Source organism: Limnospira sp. PMC 289.06, from assembly GCF_032350395.1.
GTDB lineage: Bacteria > Cyanobacteriota > Cyanobacteriia > Cyanobacteriales > Microcoleaceae > Limnospira > Limnospira platensis.
Genome location: NZ_JARPLC010000039.1, coordinates 1 through 20,098, shown reverse-complemented (window position 1 = coordinate 20,098; position 20,098 = coordinate 1). Strand labels below are relative to the sequence as shown.

The following is a 20,098-nucleotide window of genomic DNA, read 5'->3' as shown; positions in this document are numbered from 1 at the left end:
GCGGGTTCTGCTGTCAATTTTGCATCGCCACCGGGATATTAATAAACCCGCCCCAACCGATAATTAAATCATGAAGGTGCGGCTGCACATAGGGTTCAAGTCGATTGGCGAAATGTTCTGAAATGGCTGTTGATGAAACTGAATTGACTATCACTGTATAAATTCAGTGTCATTGGACTGATAAGTATTTGGAGTCCCCCTTGCTGAATCACGGGGGGGCTATTTCGCCCATCTTAGCAAAAAAACACCCACCATGAGTCAACCTTTTGAATCCTTTGCTATTCCCGAACCTCAACAAGAGGCAAAAAAGGCAGCCGAAACTTTACGGGAACTGCACCCAGAACTGTTAGAACCTCGCCCCCAAGCTAATAATTCCCAACAGACTCCAAAGAAGATCGGCTTATTTCTCCTAGGTTTCATTTGGGCAAATCCCAAACAATTCTATGGCAAAAAATGGGTCACTAATGAACTGGTCGAACACTCCCAACTCACGGCGGGGGTAATTAGCACTGCTAGTCTGGTTAATGCCATAACCAATCAACCAATTTTGTTTTTTGCTTTAAAGGAATTTGGCGTTTTGGCTTTCATTTTTAGCCCAATGCTGAACCTGTTACTGGTGCGTTTCACTAACGAAAATGGTACTGCTGTGGCGGGACGAAAACGGGGCAACCAGGACTGGGCAAAAGCCGGGGCGGCGGCAATGATCGCTATGTCAATCTTGCAATCTCTGGCGGCGGCAATAGGTAGCGAAGCCCTCAATAATCGCCCGGAACTTAGCAGTTTAAAAGCCCTGGAAATCATCGAGACACAAACTCAGAATTTGGCGGATATTCCGGCTACAACTCCCGCCTATGAAAGCGCGCGCGAAGAGTACCAAAAGTTACGGCAAGAGTTTCAAAGCACGTCCCGCAATCATCCTAATTGGGATACTTTATATGTCAAATTATACGGCTCCTGGGCCGATCGCGATCGCAATTGGCGGACGGTTCCCACGGAAAATCTGCCCGTAGAACAGCGGATGTTGCGGCTACAACAAGAGGCGATCGCCATCAAACAACAAGCACAGCAGGACTGGGCAAATAAATTAGCCAAGCGTCATCACATCGGCGATGATGTCCTATTTGTGGCTCAACAAATGCCCCAATTATTTGACCGACATTTTGATGATAATTATCAGCTAATCTCTGGCACTGAAATCATCCGGTTAGCCATGTTAAACCTCACCTATAAAGTCATGCGCTTTGATATTGCGGGGTTGGGAATTTCCCTCGGTTGGATGGTTTTGTCCGTGGTCAGTAGCACCGCCGCCTGTTGGATGACTCTCGCCCACGCCCGCCGCGAGGATGTGATTATGTCGCGGGATGATGCAGTGGGAGAAGCCATAGAAGCCTATCTCGAATATCTTATTAGTGGTGCAGATTTGCCGGATAATTCCCCCCAAAAATAACCAGCCAAATTAGGGTGCTTTTCTACTATCTCAATTTACCAGGATATTTTCACAGACTATCCCACCGCCATTGGCTCAAATCCTTAGCAACCATGAAAGTGATTCCCATGCAACAACCTAATCGTAATCTGAACAATTCTCATCTTACTCCCATTGAGAATAAACCCGACATTTTCCCCGCTGAAATTAGCGATCGCATTCTGCTGATCAGGTTCTTGGAAAACTACCGCAAAACTGGGCGCTGTGAATCTCTCCCCCAATTGCAAGAAATCGCCAGGTTAGCTTATCAACGACAACTGACATCCCCCAAACAAGCCCGCGCATTATTGTCCGACCTAGACCATATAGAATCATCTCTACCAGGCTTATTTAACAGTTTAAGCGCCTTGATATCAGATTTTGGTGAAAACATTAAAAATGGCAATCAACCCGACTCAAAGCAGCGTTTTGAGTTGCTGGATAGCTTGACTGAAACTATCGAATTTCTGGAGCGTTTAACTGCGATCGCCAGGAATCATCCCGATGCTCCAGAACCGGGATTTGAGGAAGGTTTTGCCTCTTGTTATTTGACCTTAATTAAGCAAGTTAATGATGTGCGTTACGGTTTGTCTTACTTACAGGAATATCTGCGCCCGCAAGCTCTGCAAAATCAACTCAGTCGCTATCCTAATCCTGATTTGAAGCTAATCACTTTAATCACTGGAATTGAAGACCTTTATATCACTGTGATGCTCTTAATTCCCCGACTGCGAGAAAACGTCACCCGTCAAGTTCCCCAATTCTGGGGTTCAGTAGAGTATTGATACCATGGAGGATAAACCAATGTTTAACTGGCTGAATGAATTATTTAATAGTGGCAAAAAATCCCAATCTGCCGATATTGATATCTCCGAAATTGACGACATTGAACCCGTAAAAAATCCCATCAGTAGCAGCGAGTTTATTAATCGCTTACAGGGGGGAGAACGCCGATTCAATAATCTAATTGTGGAAGGCGTGGATTTGCGAGGGTTAGATTTAAGTCACTTAGTCCTGGCTAATTGTGAGTTACAAGACAGTGATTTGAGTTATGCTTGCTTGTTTAACGCTAACTTTAGCCGTAGTAAATGCGATCGCACTAATTTCACCGCCGCCTATTTAGAAGGGGCGAACTTCTATAAAACTAGCTTAGTAGGTGCGAATTTCAGTCACTGTCAAGCTATTCATATTAACCTCAGCCGTGCAAACTTAAACTATGCTAATTTAACTTGGGCGAATTTAACAGCCGCCAATCTCTCAGCCGCCCAATTAGAAGGGGCGAATTTATCAGGGGCTAACCTAGAAAATACCAACTTAGATTATAATCCTACCCGGGTAAATATCGGTTTACAAATGCTGCGTTTACCCACAGGATTACAAATAATTAAAAAATCCCCAGCCAGTTAATCACCTAGGGGCTGTGGTTAGTTGATGCAGCCACAGCCTTTTCCTGGTTTTAGATAGGGCTACAGATGCTTAAAAAATCCGGGGGATAGATAATCGAAAGTAATCAAGCCTATCTCTAATCCGTCCGGTTCCCCTGCTGACCCCTAACCGCCCATTTATCGATATTGCCAAATCATTAACCGATTTGCTATGATTAATTATGATAAGCACCTCTTAAATTAAATGCCCATTGAAACTATCCCTAACAGCGATTTTATCTATTATCTAATTGCCTTTGATAAAGACGGAAACGAACGCACTGACGACCCGGACGGTCTCATGAGTGAACGAGTTTTACAAGTCATTCAGCAACAACCCGTTACCGATGTATTTTTGTTTAGCCACGGTTGGTTAAGTGATATTCCCGCCTCCCGGAGACAGTATACAAGATGGATAGAAGCAGTTATTCAGCAGAAAGATGATCAAGCACGTTTTCAGCAAGTACAACCGGGATTTTATCCCCTAGCCATTGGTTTACACTGGCCTAGTATGCCTTGGGGAGATTATGAATTAGGAGAATCCCCCCTATCGATGAATTTGAATAATTCCCCCCAAGAGAACCTGGAAAATCAGCGATTATCTGTAGTTGATGAAATGGTCGATCGCTATGCGGAAAATATTGCCGACACCCCCGCCGCCAGATGCGCCCTAGAAGTGATTTTTAATGCCGCCACTGAAAATATAGCCCCAGAAACCCTGCCTATAGACGTTCTCAATGCTTATCGAATATTAGACCGCGAAGCTGGTTTACAAGCCATAGGCATTGCCGCCGCCCCCAGTGCCGATCGCGATCCCTTTGATCCAGAAATTACCTTTGCCGCCGCCAGAACCGAAGCCCTCAGTTTTAGCGGATTTAGTTGGGGGGGACTTCTAGCGCCGTTGCGAACCCTCTCCTTTTGGAAAATGAAAGACCGCGCCCGGGAGTTTGGGGAAAATGCCGCTTTTCACCTGTTAGCCCAACTACAACAAGCGGGAGGCGATCGCCTGCGTTTCCATCTCATGGGTCATAGTTTTGGCTGTATCGTCGTTTCTGGGGCTTTGGCGGGGTCGGGAACCGACTTGAGAAATCACCACCCCATTAACTCCCTGTTGCTGGTACAGGGGGCGTTATCTCACTGGTCCTATTCTCCTGATATTCCCCTGAGTCCAGGAGTGCCGGGTTATTTTCATGGTATCATCACCAACAGCCTGGTCAAAGGTCCGATCGCTATTACTCACTCGAAATGGGACACCGCCCTAGGTAAATGGTATCCGCTAGGGGCTTCCGCTGCGAGTTTAATCAGGCGATCGATTAGTTTCTACTCAACCGACAACCTGCCTAAATATGGAGCTTTAGGAGCATTTGGGGCTAGTGGTGATCACGAATTCCGAGCAGTTAATTGCGATATGTTACCCATAGATGCCCATTATCCCTTAGTTCCCGGAGCCATTTATAATATCAACGCCGATGAATTTATCCGCGAGGGTAGCGGTTCCCAGGGCGCTCATAGCGATATTGCTCGCCCAGAAGTCGCCCATTTAATGTGGGAAGCCGCCCTCACCTCTGTAGATTGGCGAATTTAGCCTAGCTTTGATCGCCTCGGTTCATGCGACGCAAGTTGAGAACATCACTGATGTTTTTAATTTGTAGACAGGTTTGCTCAAATTGATTGCGATCGCATATTTCGATACCCAACTCTATCAAAGCCGGAGCGTCGCGAAAGGTCTTAACCTGAGCGCTACGAACGTTGATATTGTTGTCTTTCAGTCGAGATAAAATGTCATTGAGTACCCCCACCCGGTCTAATACCTCAATCTGAATTTTCACCAGATAAGTTTTCCGTCGTCCTTGGTCAATGGGGGTAGGATTCCAACTAACTGGAACTAGGCGATCGCCACTAACCTTGCTAACATTATGGCAGCCTTGGCGGTGAATGGAAATCCCACGAGTCCGGGTCACAGTCCCAATAATTGGCTCTCCAGGAATCGGATTACAGCATCCCGCGATATGGTACATTAACCCCTCAACCCCCGCGATCGGAGATTTGCTAGTAGATGTAGAAGTAGGTACAGACCCATGTAATGTATTTCTAGGGGCTAAATTCTGCATTTGTAGGTTATTAGCCGCCTGTTCCATCGAAACTTCTGGAACCGGACTATTAGCTTTCACCACATCCCGGAGTCGATGCACCACCTGTTTAAGGGTAATTTCTCCATAACCCAAAGCAGCTAATAAATCATCAACACTGTGATAATTGCAGCGATGAACTACTGTCTGCATTGGCGCGGATTTCAGTAAAGATTCTAAACCATTGCGACCCATTTCTTTCTCTAAAAGTTCCCGACCTCTGGCGATATTTTCATCACGATGCGATCGCTTATACCATTGACGGATCCGATTTTTAGCCGTGCTAGTTCTGACAAAATTCAACCAGTCTAAACTAGGATGGCTATTTTTATTGGTTAAAATCTCCACAATATCCCCATTTTTTAACACCGTATCTAGGGGAACCATCCGTTCATTCACCTTCGCACCTTTGCAATGATTACCCACTTCACTATGCACCCGATAGGCAAAATCTACCGTAGTGGCACCATTGCTTAAAGCCATCACATCACCATCAGGGGTGAATACATAAACATCCTCATCAAAAAGGTTGTTTTTAACAGTATCTAAATATTCCTGAGCATCTTTGAGATCGCTTTGCCATTCTAGTAGTTGCCGCAACCAGGTAAACTTCTCATCGGTTTCTGTTAATTTGCCAAATTCTGAACCGCCAGTTTCCTTATATTTCCAATGGGCAGCAATTCCATATTCCGCTATATGGTGCATTTCTACCGTGCGAATTTGCACTTCTACCGGGCGACCAGTGTTCCCAATAACTCCCGTGTGTAGAGACTGATAACGGTTAGCTTTTGGCAGTCCGATATAATCTTTAAAACGTCCGGGAATGGGGCGGAAAGAATCATGAACGATCGCTAAAGCCCGATAACATTCCTCATTAGTTTCTACGATTAAGCGCAGGGCAGCAATATCATAAATTTCATGAAACTGCTTGTGGCGTTCTTGCATCTTTTTGTAGATGCCATAAAGGTGCTTGGGACGACCTGTTACTTCATAACATCGGATCCCAGATTTTTCCATGCGATCGCGTAAAATATCCGCTAAGGCTGCTAGTTTTTCTTCCCGAATAGCCCTGCGGTCAGCTACCCGGATTTGAATTTCTCGGTAGGCTTCCGGTTCTATATATTTAAAAGCTAAATCTTCCAATTCCCACTTCAAACGACCGATACCCAAACGGTTAGCCAACGGGGCAAAAATTTCGCGCGTTTCTAAAGCAATACTTCGCTGTTTCGATTCTGACATAAATTCCAGAGTTCGCATATTATGGAGGCGATCGGCTAGTTTAACCACAATCACTCGAATATCTTGAGCCATAGCCAGAAACATCCGCCGGAAGTTCTCAGCTTGGCGTTCTGTGGTATTAGAAAAGTTAAACTTAGATAGTTTGGTCACACCTTCCACTAAATGGCGGACTTCCGGTCCGAAGTTGCTTTCTAATTCTTCCGGAGTGACATCAGTATCTTCGATGATGTCATGTAGAAACCCCGCCGCCACCATAGCGGTATCACTACCTAAAAATCGCAGTAGACCTGCTACAGCAATGGGATGGTTAATATAGGGTTCCCCCGATTTGCGGTATTGTCCCTTATGCAGTTGATAAGCAAATAGGAAAGCCCGCGAGATCAGATCATTGTCTGGAGAAAATGACGGGGTATCTGATGACTCCAGGCTTTGGGAGTTGTCCAGACAATGTTGTAGCCAGTCAGGCACTAAGCATTCGTAGGTGTTTGAGGATGATAGAGTTTTGATGTTCATGGTATTTAGGCCTATTCAATTACAGATACTTGATGACTCTGTAGTTTTCGATACAAAATATGTGGGACGACGGACCCAGAGTAAAATAGGGCTTTCTCCTGACTAACAGCAGTCAGTGTGAAAAAAATAATTGATCATTGAACCGCTGGAGTCTCCACAACCCCGGCGGCGATGCTACTATTAGGTTAGCGATTCACACTTGCACACAGGGGCTGTTACCTGGGTGATTGCCGTGCGATCGCACCTTTGTACGGGATATTTTCAGGCTTTGGGAAATATCCTAACTTATCCCCCAGATATTCCCCACATATCCCTGTATTCTCCTATAGGGCGATCGCCCATATCTCAGAACCATAACAATTAACCCAATTGGATGCTAATTGCATAGGGATCACCATTAACCCAGATTTAACCCAGATTAACCTGGGGTGAGCCCAGTCGCGCTTAGGTACAATTTTTGTCTATGATGGTTAAATAATAGACAAACTTCTTAACATTATGTTAACAAAGGAGTTCCATAAAGCGATCACAGAATTCAGGCAATCTTTGGAAAGACTCCAAAAAACCATGGTTTCTGACCAATCCGATGTAAATCAGATGACTGAAGCCTTTGGCGAGGTTCAGAGGGTGTTTGAGAGTCGGATTATGCAGCTAGGCGATAGTGACAGCCTGGCGCAACTTCAGTCCTACATCACAGAAACCCATAAGCAGATGCGATTGTTGGGGTTAGACCTAAGATTTCTGAAAGCCTCGCGTCATAGTGCTACCACCAGGGAGCGACTTGCTTCTATGCGCGATCGCATTTCTATTGTAATTGGATATTCCACAGTTGTGTTAGACAAAACCACAGATTAAAGATTAATTAAGACCCCACGATTAAAACTAATCGTGCTAAAACAGTAAAAGCGATCGAGTACAGCAACAGCTCCCGATATTGATTTGGATTTAACAACAGGTTTGACCATGACTGCTACCACTTCCGCCATTTCTTACATTCCCTCACTCGTCCGTCAACCCACCACGGTTGCTGTGCTTGCATCCCTTGGTCTACACGCCTTATTTGCTCTCAACCTGGAAAATATCCGTCTCTATCCAAATACTGTGCAATTACCCCCCAGTGTAGAACTGGTGGAACTATCTCCTAGTCAAATTGACCAGGTTTTTCCAGCACCGCCGCCCCAATTTTCCTTTACCCCCTTTGCCGAACCTCCATCTTTACCCATGTGGGGTAGTGCCCCTACCCCATCCCCATTTCCTCCCTCAGCCCAACAACTTCCCGTTTTTCCCTCCACATTGTCACAACCGAGGGATAATCCTTTTGGTGCCGCCCCCAGTGGACCCCCCCAGATATTCAACAATCCCAGCAATAGTACATTTTTACCCCCCGTTCAAACTTCCCCCCCGCCACCTACTCAATTTAGTCCGCCACCACCCATTGAGTTTTATCAAACTCCACCCGGTCAACCCAGTTTTCCCGGAAACCAAAACCGTGAGCAATTGTCGCGACTACAAAATAATCCTCGATTTAGTCATCTGTCACCGGAGGAACAACGATTACTCGAAGAGCAGTTTTCCATGTTGCCACCCCCTCCACCTCGACCTCGGTTTCCTGAACATGACCCTAGCTATAATCAACCTCCGCGAATACCTAGGGAATCTCAGGACTCTGGGGAACCTACCCAAGAGTTTACCCCGGAAACCCAAGTACAACAACCTGATGGGCGGGGTTCAATATTAGCTAGACTAGAGGCAGACAACCAGCGTCGTGCCGAGGCTGTTGGTTCTCCGTCTTCTGATGATGCCGTTGCACCATCTACCCCTACCGGACAGGTTTCTGATAGTCAGTATGCCATGTTAGAAGGTGGGGGAGCCTATGCAGAATGGGTGCTGTCGATGCTGCCGGATTATCCTGACTTGGACACCACCCGACCTCGCAGTATCTCGGCACTATATCCAGCAGAAGCCTGTGACCAAAATCTCAGCGGTCAAGCCTTGGTTGGGGTGATGATTGGTTCTGGTGGTGGCGTAATTGCTGGACCCCGGTTATTGAGAGGAACGGGTTATCCGATTTTGGATAATGCGGCGATCGCAGCTATTGCCGATATTCCCTTTGAGGGTCAGGGTCGCCCCATGGCTTATCAGTATGATTTTAATTTCGATAGCGAGAATTGCCAGTCGGTGGCTCCGATTCAGGCTCCAGCTCCGGCCCCAGCCCCAGCCCCAGCCCCAGCTCCGGCCCCAGCTCCAGCTCCGGCCCCAGCTCCGGCCCCAGCCCCAGCTCCGGAAAGCGTCCGCGAACCGGAACCACAACCCCAACGACAACAGGAATTTAACCCAGAATTAGCCCCGGAAAGTGTCCGCGAACCGGAACCACAACCCCAACCGGAACTACAACCGGAACCACAACCGCAACCGGAACCACAACCGCAACCGCAACCAGAGGTACATTCTGGCTCAATACTTCAACAACTACAGGATTCTATCGAAAATCCAGAGCAATTTTCGGAGGAATTTATTGATTAGTCATGACTTCTTATAGTTCCATAAGAGGCAGTTTTCCGATGAAAAAATAGAGGATTGAGGACTATTTTTCTAAGGGTTCTCCTGCCTCTTTCCAGGCATTGATACTGGGGGCAAATCCTTTGATATTGTTGTAGCCTAATAGTTGTAAGGAAGCTACGGCAATGCCTGTCCGGTAGCCACTTGAGCAGTAAATAACCACCTGGCGGTCATGGGGAATGTCGTCTAGGCGTTCGGTGAGAGTCCGTAGGGGAATATTAATGGCTCCTTGGATGTGACCTTGCCTGTATTCGGAGGGTTCCCGCACATCAATAAATAAGGCGCGATCGCTTTGGGAAAGTTTTTTGACCTGGGCGACTTTATTTATGTTATAATAGTCGCGGGGCAACTTGTGAATAAACTGATCAACACCCTGGGAAACTTCCTCGCTGGGGGTAATAATTACGGGTGTTTTGGCAGCCTCAGCCGGGGGAATTATCCCCCAATTCCACACCGGAAAAAGTAATCCCCAGCAGCAGATACTAATTACTAAAAGCGCTTTTTTGAGTTTCATAATTGAGAACCAGGTAAATGGTCTATGGTTGTAGGGTAGCAACAACACTACCCCCAACCCTATTAAACCATATCGGCATCTTTAAAGTAGATTCCCAGCCTCATAGAGATTCACCAGCGAGAGAAACAGCCATCAATTAAGTAGAGGTAATATCAGCTTGGGTGACAGGTTGCTTAGGACTTTCAAGCATAGTTGATGCTGGTTGTACCCGCTGAGTTAAAGCCGCCGCCATTAGGAAAAATACACCACCAATAATCACAGCAGATAGGCGGTCATTATTCAGGAGATTTCGCATCACCCAACCAAATCCGAGAGAGACGGTGATTTGTGGTAAGACGATAAAGAAATTGAAAATCCCCATATATATACCTGTGCGGTCTGGTGGTAGACATCCCACCAACATAGCATAAGGCATAGATAGAATACTAGACCAAGCAATACCTATACCAATCATTGGTAGGAATAGGAGGTATTGATTATCAATTGTCACCAGAGAAAATAATCCCACCGCCCCACATATTAAGCAGAAAGAATGGGCAATTTGGCGATTAGTTGATTTGGCTATTTGGGGTAAGATAAACGAGAACCCAAAACAGACGGCATTATAAGCGGCGATACAAAGTCCCGCCCATTCTATCCCCTCAGAATATAATAACGAATCCTGATCAACTGCACCAAAAATATTCCGGGCGACTGCTGGGGGAAAATACAGGAAAATACAATACATTCCCATCCAGGTAAACCACTGTACCCAGGACAATTGTACCATGGTTTCTGGCATATCTCGGAAAGCATCCCAAATGTCTTTTATGCCTTGGAGAATACCGCCTTTATTTTGATTGTTAAAATTCTCGATATCTTGGGGTGGATATTCTTCGGTGGTTAAGACAGTCCAGAGGACGGTGCCCAAAAAAACTGCCGCGCCGATATAAAAAGAAAATTTGACGGTTAAGGGAATGGCTTGTCCGTCTATTCCGACTGATGAGACATCAAAAACATGGTTTAAAAACCAGGGGAATACGGAAGCCACTACGGCCCCTAAACCAATGAATAAACTCTGCATAGCAAAGCCTCGCGTTCGCTGGTTTTCGGGTAGTAAATCCCCAACAAAAGCCCTAAAGGGTTCCATGCTGATATTAACGGAGGTGTCTAGTATCCATAAGAGACCAGCAGCCATCCACAGACTGGAGGAAGTGGGCATGAAAATTAAGGCGATCGCACTGAGAATAGCACCGACTAAAAAGTAAGGTCTTCTGCGTCCTAAAAAGTTCCAAGTGTTGTCACTCATGTGACCGATAATTGGCTGAACCAATAGCCCGGTTAGGGGTGCAGCGAGCCATAAAATGGGGATTTGGTGAGCTTGAGCGCCTAGGTGTTCAAAAATGGCGCTCATATTTGCCATTTGCAACCCCCAGCCAAACTGAATGCCGAAAAATCCGACACTCATATTGATGAGTTGAAAGAATGTTAAATGTGGTTTTTGGGATGTCATTAATTTAATGGTTATTCAGCAGTTATAGGTCATCTGTTGAGAGGGGATGGGTTTAATTAGTTGGGAGGTGTTGAATGTGTAAGTATGATTAAATTGCTTCCGCCTCTACTGTGCAGATGTGCCGTTTTTGGCTATAGGCTTACTCCTATTATACCAAATGACGATCGCTATATATAGCGGTTCTCAGACTCATGAGGTAAAGCCCACTCAAAGAGAAGCCGCTGCGCGTCTACACCCCAAACCCCTCTCCCTTCTGGGAGAGGCTTGTCCTGAGCTTGTCGAAGGGCTTGTCCTGAGCTTGTCGAAGGGGGCTTTGAGAGGTGATCAGATGATTTCTGAACAGGCTGTATCTATCTAAGGTTCAGGTTAAGTTATTTGAATTCCATAGCCAATAATGCGGCTCCGAATGCGGGCTCATGACGGGGCCATACTATGTCAGCTTGGGGAGCGATCGCATTAATTCCAGTGATGAATTGAGACCGTAAATTTGACCAGCCACGCCAAATTCCACCTACTGTTACAATTTCGCAAAATTCACCGGGATTAAATAAATCGGCGATCGCCACTTGAGTAGCTAAAATGAATTCCTCAGCCACATCATTTATGATAGTTTCTGCTACGGGGTCTCCCTCGGCTGCCACGCGGTCAATAATAGTAGATAATGCTGCCATATCTCGCACCCCCAAACCACGCCTATAAACGGATTCTATGAGCCTTTCAGGAGACTTTAAACCGAGTTCCTTGAGTAATTCTTGAGTCAAGCGAGTTGGCGGTAAACGGCCATCAAACGATCGCATAACGGCGCGCAACCCTCGGACAGCGATATCATAACCGCCGCCTTCATCACCCAAAATATAACCCCAACCACCAACCCTTTTTATCTTCCCGTGGTGGTTACGTCCAAACACCTGAGAACCTGTCCCAGCCATAGCGACAATTCCCACATTATGACCTAACCCCCCCACCAGTGCGATGAGACTATCGCCGCCAATGAACAGATTTTCCGGTGCAATATTCCAGTCAATTTGTAGTTGTTCATCGGACTGAATTTGTTGCACCAATTCCCGGACAATTTCGACATCTTCGGGGCGACCTACCCCCGCCAAACCCAATCCTAAACTACCAATAGAAATACCGGGTTGGTGATAGCTAACGGCTTGAGAAATAGCGTTTTTAATAGCGATTTCAGCGGCTGACAAACCGAGATTTTGATAATTAGAGGGTCCGGCTTCTCCCCTACCTAAGACCTGATAGCGATCGTCAATTAACAGACAAACAGTTTTAGTGCCACCCCCATCAATTCCCAGTCCATAAATCATCAATAAATTACCATCAATTTATCAGTTAATACCTAGTTCGGGCAACTACAAGCTGCCCGATTTTTCAGGGATATTTAAGCTGTAATCAACTTGCGAGCCCTCTCGGCGCGCGCTTCGGCAGAATCCATCACTTCGGGGAATTTCTCGACAATTTCACCTGGGTAATTTTCCAGAAGTCGAGTGGAGAGAGATACGCGCTGGCGACCCTCTTCTAGGCTAATAACTAAGGCTTTCACGGTTTGACCAAGGGTAAATATATCAGGGAGAGAACCGACATATTTTTGGCTAACTTCCTTAATATGAATCAACCCAGTTACGCCTTCTAGTTCGATAAACACGCCAAAAGGCTTAATACTTCCGACGGTTCCCTCTACGAGTTGACCAACTTGAAGCTGACTAAAGGAAACGGATTGAGAAGCCATACGTTGAGACAGTACCAGCTTTTGGCGATCGCGATTAAACTCGATAATTGTCACGGTGATAGTTTCGCCGACCAAAGCCTCTAAATTTTCTCGATCCAGGAGATGCGATCGAGGAATAAATCCCCGCAAACAATCGACATCGACAGTTACGCCGCCGCGATTAACTCCAGTAACTCGCACCTGTAAACTTTCGGAATTTTCGGAGGTTTCCGACAAATTATCCCAAGCCTTTTCAACTTGCAATTGTCGCAGAGACAGTAAAACTTGACCATCAGAATTTTGGTCACGGATAATCAAAAACTCTTGTTCTTCACCTAGGGGTAAAATCTCCGATAGATTATCCCCTGCTGTGAAGGAGATTTCGGACATGGGTAAAAATCCGGGTGATTTACCACCTTTGATTTCAATATATGCACCATTAGAATCATACTCAAATACCCGACCTGTCACGATTTGCCCTTTTTGTAAATCATAATCATGAGCTTCTAGGGCTTTGGCAAAATCATCAATTGAAAAAGACTGATTTCCTGTCGTCATAAAATAAACCAACCCAATACAAATTCACACTTTAACCGGTTCTCGCGCTTTCCCTTGATTTCCGAGTTTTGGCTGCTCTCTTTGGGAACAAAAGTCTAAGATATCCTAAGATGAGAAGCCATTTAGTAGACGGAATTGAAAGGGTTAAGCGATATGCGATCGCCAACCCCTCAAGCGTCCCCAAGTTCCTAAGAGCCTGTTAGTTCAAGAGCGAAAAGTTCCCTAACTTGTTTCCAGGCATCTTCAGCCGCATCTTTATTATAGCTATCTCGCTGCTCACAGAAAAAACCGTGGGTAGCTTGGTAACGAAAAATGCGATGGGGAATCTTACATTTTTGCAGTTCCGCCTCAATTTGGTCAACCTCAGAATTAGGGATTAAAGGATCTTCGGTACCAAAGAAGCCATACAGAGTTCCCTTAATTTCGGCAGTGCGAGTGACGGTAGCCGGTCCGCCGCCGGGAGTTCCGGTAACAATTCCCGCGCCATAGAAGGAAGCCGTCGCGCCAATATCAGGGAGGGTAGCAGCCAGATAAGTTACATGACCACCAAAACAGAAGCCAATGGCACCAAAAGGCGCATTTTTGACATTATCTCGCTGTTTGAGGAAATCAATAGTGGCTTGAATATCGCTGAGGAGTTCCGGGGCTGTAGTTTGTTCCTTGTATTTGCGCCCCAATTGCAGATCTGCGTCGGTGTAACCGACCTCAAAACCAGGAGCCAAGCGTTGGTAAATAGCAGGAGCGATCGCCACATATCCTAACCCAGCAATGCGATCGGTAACATCTCGAATATGGGAATTGACCCCAAAAATTTCTTGGATCACCACCACACCCGGATAAGGTCCCCCCTGGGTGGGTTCCGCCAGATAAGCCGCGATATTCAGATCGCCATTTTTAACGGTAACATGATTGGTACGAATCTCTAAATCTGCCATAATTCCATGATTCAGTTATTTTCGGTAACACAGGAAAGCCACTCCCAAAATCATTCATGGGCTGATGATGCTTTACTGGTTCAACTTTCCAACTATAGTATTTATCAAACCTGACAGTTCCCCTAACCGTCAAACCCCACCGCAGGCTCAAGTCTGCTCATACCGACCCTCTGGAGATTGGTTATGGTTCAGTTTTACATTCAACCCGACAGCGAAATTCCCGCTTCCAATCAACTTTTTAACCAAATTCGGTTTGCTATAGCTTCTCGCCAGTTTCCCCCAGGGCACCGCTTACCCAGCACCCGCCAACTGGCCATGCAGACAGGACTACACCGCAATACCATTAGTAAAGTTTATCGACAACTCGAAGATCATGGTTTAGTAGAAGCCCAAGCCGGGTCAGGAATTTATGTCAAAGCCTTGGGTCATGAAGGCCCCTCCCGGGCTAGTTCCCCCATTTTGCAGTATTACCCACAAGCTAACCAAATTATTCAACAGAGTTTAGATAACTTATTATCCCAAGGCTGTAGCCTCAATGAAGCCCGCGAACTATTTTTAGCCGAAATTGACTGGCGGTTACGTTGTAGCGCCCGCGTCTTGGTCACAGCCCCCACCCAAGATATTGGTATTGGTCAGCTAATGGCTCAGGAGTTAGAGGTCGCTCTCAAAATTCCCGTCCAACTCGTACCTATTGAAAAACTAGCAGAAACCATAGAACAGGTTCCGTCGGGAACTGTTGTCACCAGTCGCTATTTTATCGGAGAAGCGGAAGCTGTAGCGGGTCCGAGGTCTGTGCGGGTCATTCCCGTTGATATTTATGATTTTGCTAAGGAAATTGCTTTGGTTCAACAGTTACCCAAAGGGACTTATTTGGGAATTGTTAGCCTCAGCTCGGGGTTGTTACGAGCCACGGAGGTGATTATTCACAGTCTGCGGGGGGATGATGTATTGGTTATGACTGCTCAACTGCCAGATGACTATAAAATTAATGCTATTGTTCGCGGTGCTAAGGTGGTGATTTGCGATCAGGCTAGTGTTAAATCTGTTAAGGATGCCATACTCGCTAATCGTGAGGAGATTATCCGCCCCCCTCAGTTGGTCTGCTGTGAAAATTATATCGGTAGCAAGTCGATTAATTTGCTCAAGCGGGAACTAGGCTTAAATTAATGGCTCGGTAATCTAACAATTTTCCTATTATACGTTAGGAGTGAATATGAAGGCAACCCTTCAAGAAAAACCATCATTGACTCGAAATTATCTGACTACAAGGGATACATCTACAGCCCCTGATTTGCCCAATCCTTTTGAGCATGAGTCGGAGTATGATACTGCTATCGATGATGCTGAAAATCCTTTTGACCCGAAGGATCTCGAAGGTGTGGTTATCACTGTTGACTCGGACAGTGGCTCTGAGAAATCTCCGGGTTTACTCAGGAAAATTCTGCTGTCTCCTCAAATGGGGGTGGGTGTGGTGGTGGCTTTGGCTTGTCTGTATACTCTCACCCGTCCCTGTGTGATTGGAGAATGTCGGGAAATTCACCAGGCGAGGAGTTTGGCTCAACAATCCCAAAATACTATCGAAACTATACCGACGGCTAGAGCGCCGGGATTGGCTCGTCAGGAGTTGGTGGGAGCGATCGCATTACTGGAAACTATTCCCTGGTGGTCTCCTCATCATTTGGAGGCGCGGATGCTATTGAGGGATTATCAACACGAACAACAGAATTTAACTTCTGTGGTCACGGCTTTGACTATGGCTGGGGTGGCGGCGCAAATGAGTCAAAATCCCCCCCACCCTCTGGATGATTGGCAGAAAATGCAGCAGTTATGGGAAGATGCGATCGCTCAACTACAAAAAGTCCCCCCAGAGAGCATCATTTATCCCTTTGCCGAAACCCGCGTAACTCAATATCGTGCCAATTTAGCTACAGTGCGTGGGCGGCTCTCATTGGAGCGAGAAGCCCAGCAAACCCTCGAAAGAGCAAAAAACACCGCACAGGTCGCTAGGGCGCGTCAGGGGGTCGCTAGACACGCGGAGAGTTGGCAATCGGTCTATGATACCTGGCAAAGTGCGACTAATATTCTGGCATCGATTCCACCGGGCACTATGGCTCACCAGGAGGCTCAATTATTACTGGTTCGTTATCAGTCCAGCTTAGAAGATTCTCGCGATCGCAAAACTATTGAACAGGTGGGTTTAGAAGCCTATAACCGAGCTGTAAATAATGCCGACCAAGCCCGCATTTTTGAAGAAAGGGAAGCCTGGAATGAAGCCTCTCGCGCCTGGGGTCGGGCGGTTTCTTTTGCTAACAATGTTCCTCAGAGTAGTTCCTATTACCTGGAAATGCAGTCCCTAATACCAGGTTATAATCAAGCATGGCAACAGGTGCAGGCTCAGGTTCAAATTGAGTCACGATTGGAAAAAGCACGGGGGGATCTCAGTCGCACTTGTGCCGGAAATCCGAAAATTTGCAACTATGGCATTAGTCGTGATTTGATTACAGTCCGGTTAACTTCTGAGTATGTTCAGCAAATTAAAAACTCGGCAATTTCTGGAGATAGGGCGGGAAATCCACAGCCGCGATCGCAGGCGAGAAACCATGTTAATACGCTTATTGTAGCTTTGGAGTCTATTAGCGATAATGCTAGGATTCCCCTACAGGTTTATATGCCAGACGGTCAGAAAATCGGCACTCATTTTCCTTCAATGTAATATCCCCTATTCCCTGGTTGGGGCGGGTTCTGAGGACTTGTGATTGGCGTTGATGCCATAACCCGCCCTTACCCACTACCACACACCCAGATGATCAATTAGTTGGTGGGACGGGAAAGGTGACAGTAACTGTTGTTCCCTGATTAATTTGACTTTCCACGTCAATTTTACCTCGATGATTCTCAACGATCGCTGATACAATCGCCAAACCTAGCCCGGAACCGGCGATTCCCCTACCGCCTGGGGGTTGGGCGGTTTCTACATGGGGGCGGGCTGGATCTACTCGATAAAAGCGATCGAAAATGTGGGGAATAGCTTCTGGGGGGATACCAATACCATTATCTTTGACTATGACCTGCAAGCCTTCAAACTGTTCTTGCCAATGGTAGCATTCTCTGGAGTGAGTAGGACGTGGCGATCGCTTATTTTTGGGGAGATATTGCAGGGTTAAAGACACCTCTCCGCCCGTGGGAGTATAGCGGAGGCTATTACTAACTAAATTAATCAACAGCCGAACTAATTGATGGCGATCGCCTTCCACCGTAAACCAATCAGTTTCTGTTTCTGGGGGTAAGGTATCACCCGCCCACCACAGGGAAGGAGGATCAACTAAATTTAGTGATAAATTAATATCAGCGGCCTCGGCGTTAGCAGATTGTTCTTCTATCACCTCCATTAGCAAAGCATCGAGGGGAACAGAAGTAAACTGAGATTCGACAATTTTGCCATCAGTTCGGGCTAAAAATAGCAAATCATCCACCAAGCGACCTAAGCGCCTAGTCAAACGTTCAATTACTTGTAATTGCTGATGAATATCTGCATTAAGATCAGGTTCTGCTAAAGCCACCTGCACATTAGTTTGAATAGTGGCGATCGGGCTACGGAGTTCGTGGGAAGCATCAGCGGTAAACTGTTTAAGATGTTGATAGGATTCTCGCACAGGTTCGATCGCTAATTCCGATAAAAACCAACCAATAGCCGCCACGGAAATTAAAATCATCGCCCCCCCCATAGCCAAATCGGTTAATAATTGACGAATAGGCTTTGTCACCTCAAACCAGGGATGACTCACCCGCAAATATCCCAACACCTGGCGACCCCTTTCTACGCGGTCTGTCACCTGTCGCAATACCATTTTCTGGGAAGTGGGGTTAGGATCTGCGGACAGTTGAGTAATCAAAGACCAATGATGATCAGTTAACCGGACGGTTTCGCCATTGCGGTGGGTATGGAGGGGAATATCAAGGGGTTCAGAGAGGGTAGACCATAATAACTCTCCGGTAGGGCTGAACCATTCTAAATCAATATGATCGTCATCGGCGGCAGCATCAACATTATTGCGAAAACTCGCCTCGACATTAACCTGATAAAGCGCCACCCCCATAGCTGAAGATGGAGAAATGGGGCTGTTAACGGGTTCAATGACAAGCGATCGCTCAATTACTTCTACTACATGATTGAGGGTGTCATCAATGCGATCGATTAACGTATTGCGGACATACAGATAAAATCCACTAGCGAATAAGACCAACAACACCGCAGTTACAGCAGTATACCATGAAGCTAAACGTCTTCGAGTAGCTTGGAACATATTAGGGAGACCATAACCAGAGACAGTGGGGGCAAAAAGCCCCCACAAGTACCTAGTTAGTATACAAAAGTGTCGAAGTCATTTTGGGTAATGGCGTTAGCGTCCACACCCAAAAGTTCCGCCAGCACTTGAGACCCTAAGATAATCTGGGTTTGACTACCAACAGAGGCGATCGTCAATTCCTCAAAAGTTAATCCACCATCAAGGAGAATCATATCCTGACCAACGGTGAAATCAGTAATCGTATTAGTGCCATGGGTAGCAGCAATCACAAAGCGATCGCGACCCTCTCCACCGGTGAGGGTATCATTACCCTCCGCACCAATTAGGATATCATCACCTTCTCCACCAAAAATCAGGTCATCACCTTCTCCACCAAAGATAGTGTCATTTCCTGCATCTCCGAATAGGGTATCATTTCCCGAACCTCCATGGATCAGGTCATTTCCTTGACCACCATAGATAAGGTCATCTCCTGAACCACCGAAAATGGTGTCATTTCCTTGGTTGCCAAACAAGGTATTATTACCCTCATTTCCTTCGATGAAATCATCACCCAGACCACCAAAAATCAGGTCATTTCCGCCGCCATCAGAAATAGTGTCATTTCCTTGACCGCCATAGATTTCATCATTGCCCGAGCCACCAAAAATCAGGTCATTTCCTTGGTTGCCAAACAGGGTATCATTTCCCGGACCGCCAATGAGGGTATCGTTACCCGCTTCGCCGAAAATCAAATTATTGCGATCGCCAGCAATAACAATATCATCCCCTTGACCCGCGAGGATAATATCATCTTCTTCAGTACCCACAATCACATCATCCCCTTGTGTTCCCTGAATTACGCCATCATCACTGGTGAAAACTCCCGAAGCCCGTGGCATCATTTCCGGCGATAACAACACAGGGAAGGAGATAGGAGCAACGAAATTAGCCGGGTTGTACAACGTAAAAACCCCAGGTGGTGTCACCGGCGGTGTCGGTGTTTCTTGAGTCTCCTCAACAATAGGTCCACGAGTCGGTTCATTGGGTGGCATTTGAGGCATCACAAACACAAAAGGAATTGTGGGAATCACATCATCTTGCACAGGAGCCTCATCAACAGGAGTTTCACCGTCTACGGGTTCATCCTCATCAACAGGAGTTTCACCATCAACAGGAGTTTCACCATCAACAGGAGTTTCACCGTCTACAGGAGTTTCACCGTCTACGGGTTCATCCTCATCAACAGGAGTTTCACCGTCTA

17 protein-coding genes are annotated in these 20,098 nt (G+C 46.3%); 9 read left to right on the top strand and 8 right to left on the bottom strand.

The window, feature by feature from the left end:
* Window positions 1-253 precede the first annotated feature (253 nt).
* The 4 genes from P5674_RS10600 (at window position 254) to P5674_RS10585 (ending at window position 4,474) form a co-directional block, all read left to right on the top strand.
* On the top strand, window positions 254-1,447 hold the full coding sequence (locus P5674_RS10600; protein WP_014274958.1) for a hypothetical protein: 1,194 nt from the start codon (window positions 254-256) through the stop codon (window positions 1,445-1,447).
* A gap of 92 nt (window positions 1,448-1,539) precedes the next feature.
* Window positions 1,540-2,250 (top strand): hypothetical protein, encoded by a 711-nt coding sequence (locus tag P5674_RS10595; protein WP_035738027.1) that lies wholly within the window; start codon window positions 1,540-1,542, stop codon window positions 2,248-2,250.
* Window positions 2,251-2,269: 19 nt separating this feature from the next.
* Window positions 2,270-2,872, top strand: coding sequence for a pentapeptide repeat-containing protein (locus P5674_RS10590; protein WP_231852136.1), 603 nt, complete (start codon window positions 2,270-2,272; stop codon window positions 2,870-2,872).
* 222 nt (window positions 2,873-3,094) lie between these two features.
* Window positions 3,095-4,474: a hypothetical protein gene (locus P5674_RS10585; RefSeq protein ID WP_006617020.1), complete on the top strand. Its 1,380-nt coding sequence runs from the start codon at window positions 3,095-3,097 to the stop codon at window positions 4,472-4,474.
* A gap of 1 nt (window position 4,475) precedes the next feature.
* Here the strand turns inward: P5674_RS10585 and P5674_RS10580 are convergent, their stop codons facing one another.
* The gene (locus P5674_RS10580; RefSeq protein WP_006617021.1) at window positions 4,476-6,770 is read right to left on the bottom strand and encodes a RelA/SpoT family protein; all 2,295 of its coding nucleotides are present in this window, start codon (window positions 6,768-6,770) and stop codon (window positions 4,476-4,478) included.
* A gap of 199 nt (window positions 6,771-6,969) precedes the next feature.
* Between P5674_RS10580 and P5674_RS10575 the strand changes: the two genes are divergently transcribed.
* The 3 genes from P5674_RS10575 (at window position 6,970) to P5674_RS10565 (ending at window position 9,293) form a co-directional block, all read left to right on the top strand.
* Entirely contained in the window at window positions 6,970-7,134 is a 165-nt protein-coding gene (locus tag P5674_RS10575) for a hypothetical protein (protein WP_157888682.1), read from the top strand.
* Between the two features lie 134 nt (window positions 7,135-7,268).
* The gene (patD, locus tag P5674_RS10570; RefSeq protein WP_014274956.1) at window positions 7,269-7,625 is read left to right on the top strand and encodes a heterocyst frequency control protein PatD; all 357 of its coding nucleotides are present in this window, start codon (window positions 7,269-7,271) and stop codon (window positions 7,623-7,625) included.
* A gap of 108 nt (window positions 7,626-7,733) precedes the next feature.
* Complete coding sequence (locus P5674_RS10565; RefSeq protein ID WP_051659778.1) at window positions 7,734-9,293, top strand: energy transducer TonB; 1,560 nt, start codon at window positions 7,734-7,736, stop codon at window positions 9,291-9,293.
* Window positions 9,294-9,354: 61 nt separating this feature from the next.
* On the opposite strand, the gene P5674_RS10560 is transcribed toward P5674_RS10565, so the two are convergent.
* From P5674_RS10560 to P5674_RS10540, 5 genes are all read right to left on the bottom strand, one after another.
* A complete protein-coding gene (locus tag P5674_RS10560) occupies window positions 9,355-9,843 on the bottom strand; it encodes a rhodanese-like domain-containing protein (RefSeq protein WP_006617545.1) in 489 nt (162 codons plus the stop codon).
* A gap of 136 nt (window positions 9,844-9,979) precedes the next feature.
* Window positions 9,980-11,335, bottom strand: a complete 1,356-nt coding sequence (locus tag P5674_RS10555; RefSeq protein ID WP_014274954.1) for an MFS transporter — start codon at window positions 11,333-11,335, stop codon at window positions 9,980-9,982.
* 371 nt (window positions 11,336-11,706) lie between these two features.
* Window positions 11,707-12,654 (bottom strand): BadF/BadG/BcrA/BcrD ATPase family protein, encoded by a 948-nt coding sequence (locus tag P5674_RS10550; RefSeq protein WP_315669982.1) that lies wholly within the window; start codon window positions 12,652-12,654, stop codon window positions 11,707-11,709.
* 74 nt (window positions 12,655-12,728) lie between these two features.
* Window positions 12,729-13,613, bottom strand: coding sequence for a S1 RNA-binding domain-containing protein (locus tag P5674_RS10545; RefSeq protein WP_006617548.1), 885 nt, complete (start codon window positions 13,611-13,613; stop codon window positions 12,729-12,731).
* Window positions 13,614-13,801: 188 nt separating this feature from the next.
* Complete coding sequence (locus P5674_RS10540; RefSeq protein WP_014274951.1) at window positions 13,802-14,548, bottom strand: dienelactone hydrolase family protein; 747 nt, start codon at window positions 14,546-14,548, stop codon at window positions 13,802-13,804.
* A 183-nt stretch (window positions 14,549-14,731) separates the two neighbouring features.
* Between P5674_RS10540 and P5674_RS10535 the strand changes: the two genes are divergently transcribed.
* Complete coding sequence (locus P5674_RS10535; protein WP_006617550.1) at window positions 14,732-15,715, top strand: GntR family transcriptional regulator; 984 nt, start codon at window positions 14,732-14,734, stop codon at window positions 15,713-15,715.
* A gap of 46 nt (window positions 15,716-15,761) precedes the next feature.
* Window positions 15,762-17,261, top strand: coding sequence for a hypothetical protein (locus P5674_RS10530; protein ID WP_014274950.1), 1,500 nt, complete (start codon window positions 15,762-15,764; stop codon window positions 17,259-17,261).
* A gap of 94 nt (window positions 17,262-17,355) precedes the next feature.
* On the opposite strand, the gene P5674_RS10525 is transcribed toward P5674_RS10530, so the two are convergent.
* Window positions 17,356-18,852, bottom strand: a complete 1,497-nt coding sequence (locus tag P5674_RS10525; RefSeq protein ID WP_315669981.1) for a HAMP domain-containing sensor histidine kinase — start codon at window positions 18,850-18,852, stop codon at window positions 17,356-17,358.
* A 56-nt stretch (window positions 18,853-18,908) separates the two neighbouring features.
* On the bottom strand, window positions 18,909-20,098 hold a 1,190-nt coding region (locus P5674_RS10520), incomplete at its 5' end, for a calcium-binding protein (RefSeq protein ID WP_315669980.1).

What these genes read in the sequence shown, in the direction of transcription:
- P5674_RS10595 (WP_035738027.1), top strand. Translation starts at nt 1,540, where the DNA reads ATGAAAGTGATTCCCATGCAACAACCTAATCGTAATCTGAACAATTCT.
- patD (WP_014274956.1), top strand. Translation starts at nt 7,269, where the DNA reads ATGTTAACAAAGGAGTTCCATAAAGCGATCACAGAATTCAGGCAATCT.
- P5674_RS10550 (WP_315669982.1), bottom strand. Translation starts at nt 12,654, where the DNA reads ATGATTTATGGACTGGGAATTGATGGGGGTGGCACTAAAACTGTTTGT.
- P5674_RS10525 (WP_315669981.1), bottom strand. Translation starts at nt 18,852, where the DNA reads ATGTTCCAAGCTACTCGAAGACGTTTAGCTTCATGGTATACTGCTGTA.
- P5674_RS10600 (WP_014274958.1), top strand. Translation starts at nt 254, where the DNA reads ATGAGTCAACCTTTTGAATCCTTTGCTATTCCCGAACCTCAACAAGAG.
- P5674_RS10560 (WP_006617545.1), bottom strand. Translation starts at nt 9,843, where the DNA reads ATGAAACTCAAAAAAGCGCTTTTAGTAATTAGTATCTGCTGCTGGGGA.
- P5674_RS10585 (WP_006617020.1), top strand. Translation starts at nt 3,095, where the DNA reads ATGCCCATTGAAACTATCCCTAACAGCGATTTTATCTATTATCTAATT.
- P5674_RS10555 (WP_014274954.1), bottom strand. Translation starts at nt 11,335, where the DNA reads ATGACATCCCAAAAACCACATTTAACATTCTTTCAACTCATCAATATG.
- P5674_RS10565 (WP_051659778.1), top strand. Translation starts at nt 7,734, where the DNA reads ATGACTGCTACCACTTCCGCCATTTCTTACATTCCCTCACTCGTCCGT.
- P5674_RS10540 (WP_014274951.1), bottom strand. Translation starts at nt 14,548, where the DNA reads ATGGCAGATTTAGAGATTCGTACCAATCATGTTACCGTTAAAAATGGC.
- P5674_RS10530 (WP_014274950.1), top strand. Translation starts at nt 15,762, where the DNA reads ATGAAGGCAACCCTTCAAGAAAAACCATCATTGACTCGAAATTATCTG.
- P5674_RS10580 (WP_006617021.1), bottom strand. Translation starts at nt 6,770, where the DNA reads ATGAACATCAAAACTCTATCATCCTCAAACACCTACGAATGCTTAGTG.
- P5674_RS10535 (WP_006617550.1), top strand. Translation starts at nt 14,732, where the DNA reads ATGGTTCAGTTTTACATTCAACCCGACAGCGAAATTCCCGCTTCCAAT.
- P5674_RS10545 (WP_006617548.1), bottom strand. Translation starts at nt 13,613, where the DNA reads ATGACGACAGGAAATCAGTCTTTTTCAATTGATGATTTTGCCAAAGCC.
- P5674_RS10590 (WP_231852136.1), top strand. Translation starts at nt 2,270, where the DNA reads ATGTTTAACTGGCTGAATGAATTATTTAATAGTGGCAAAAAATCCCAA.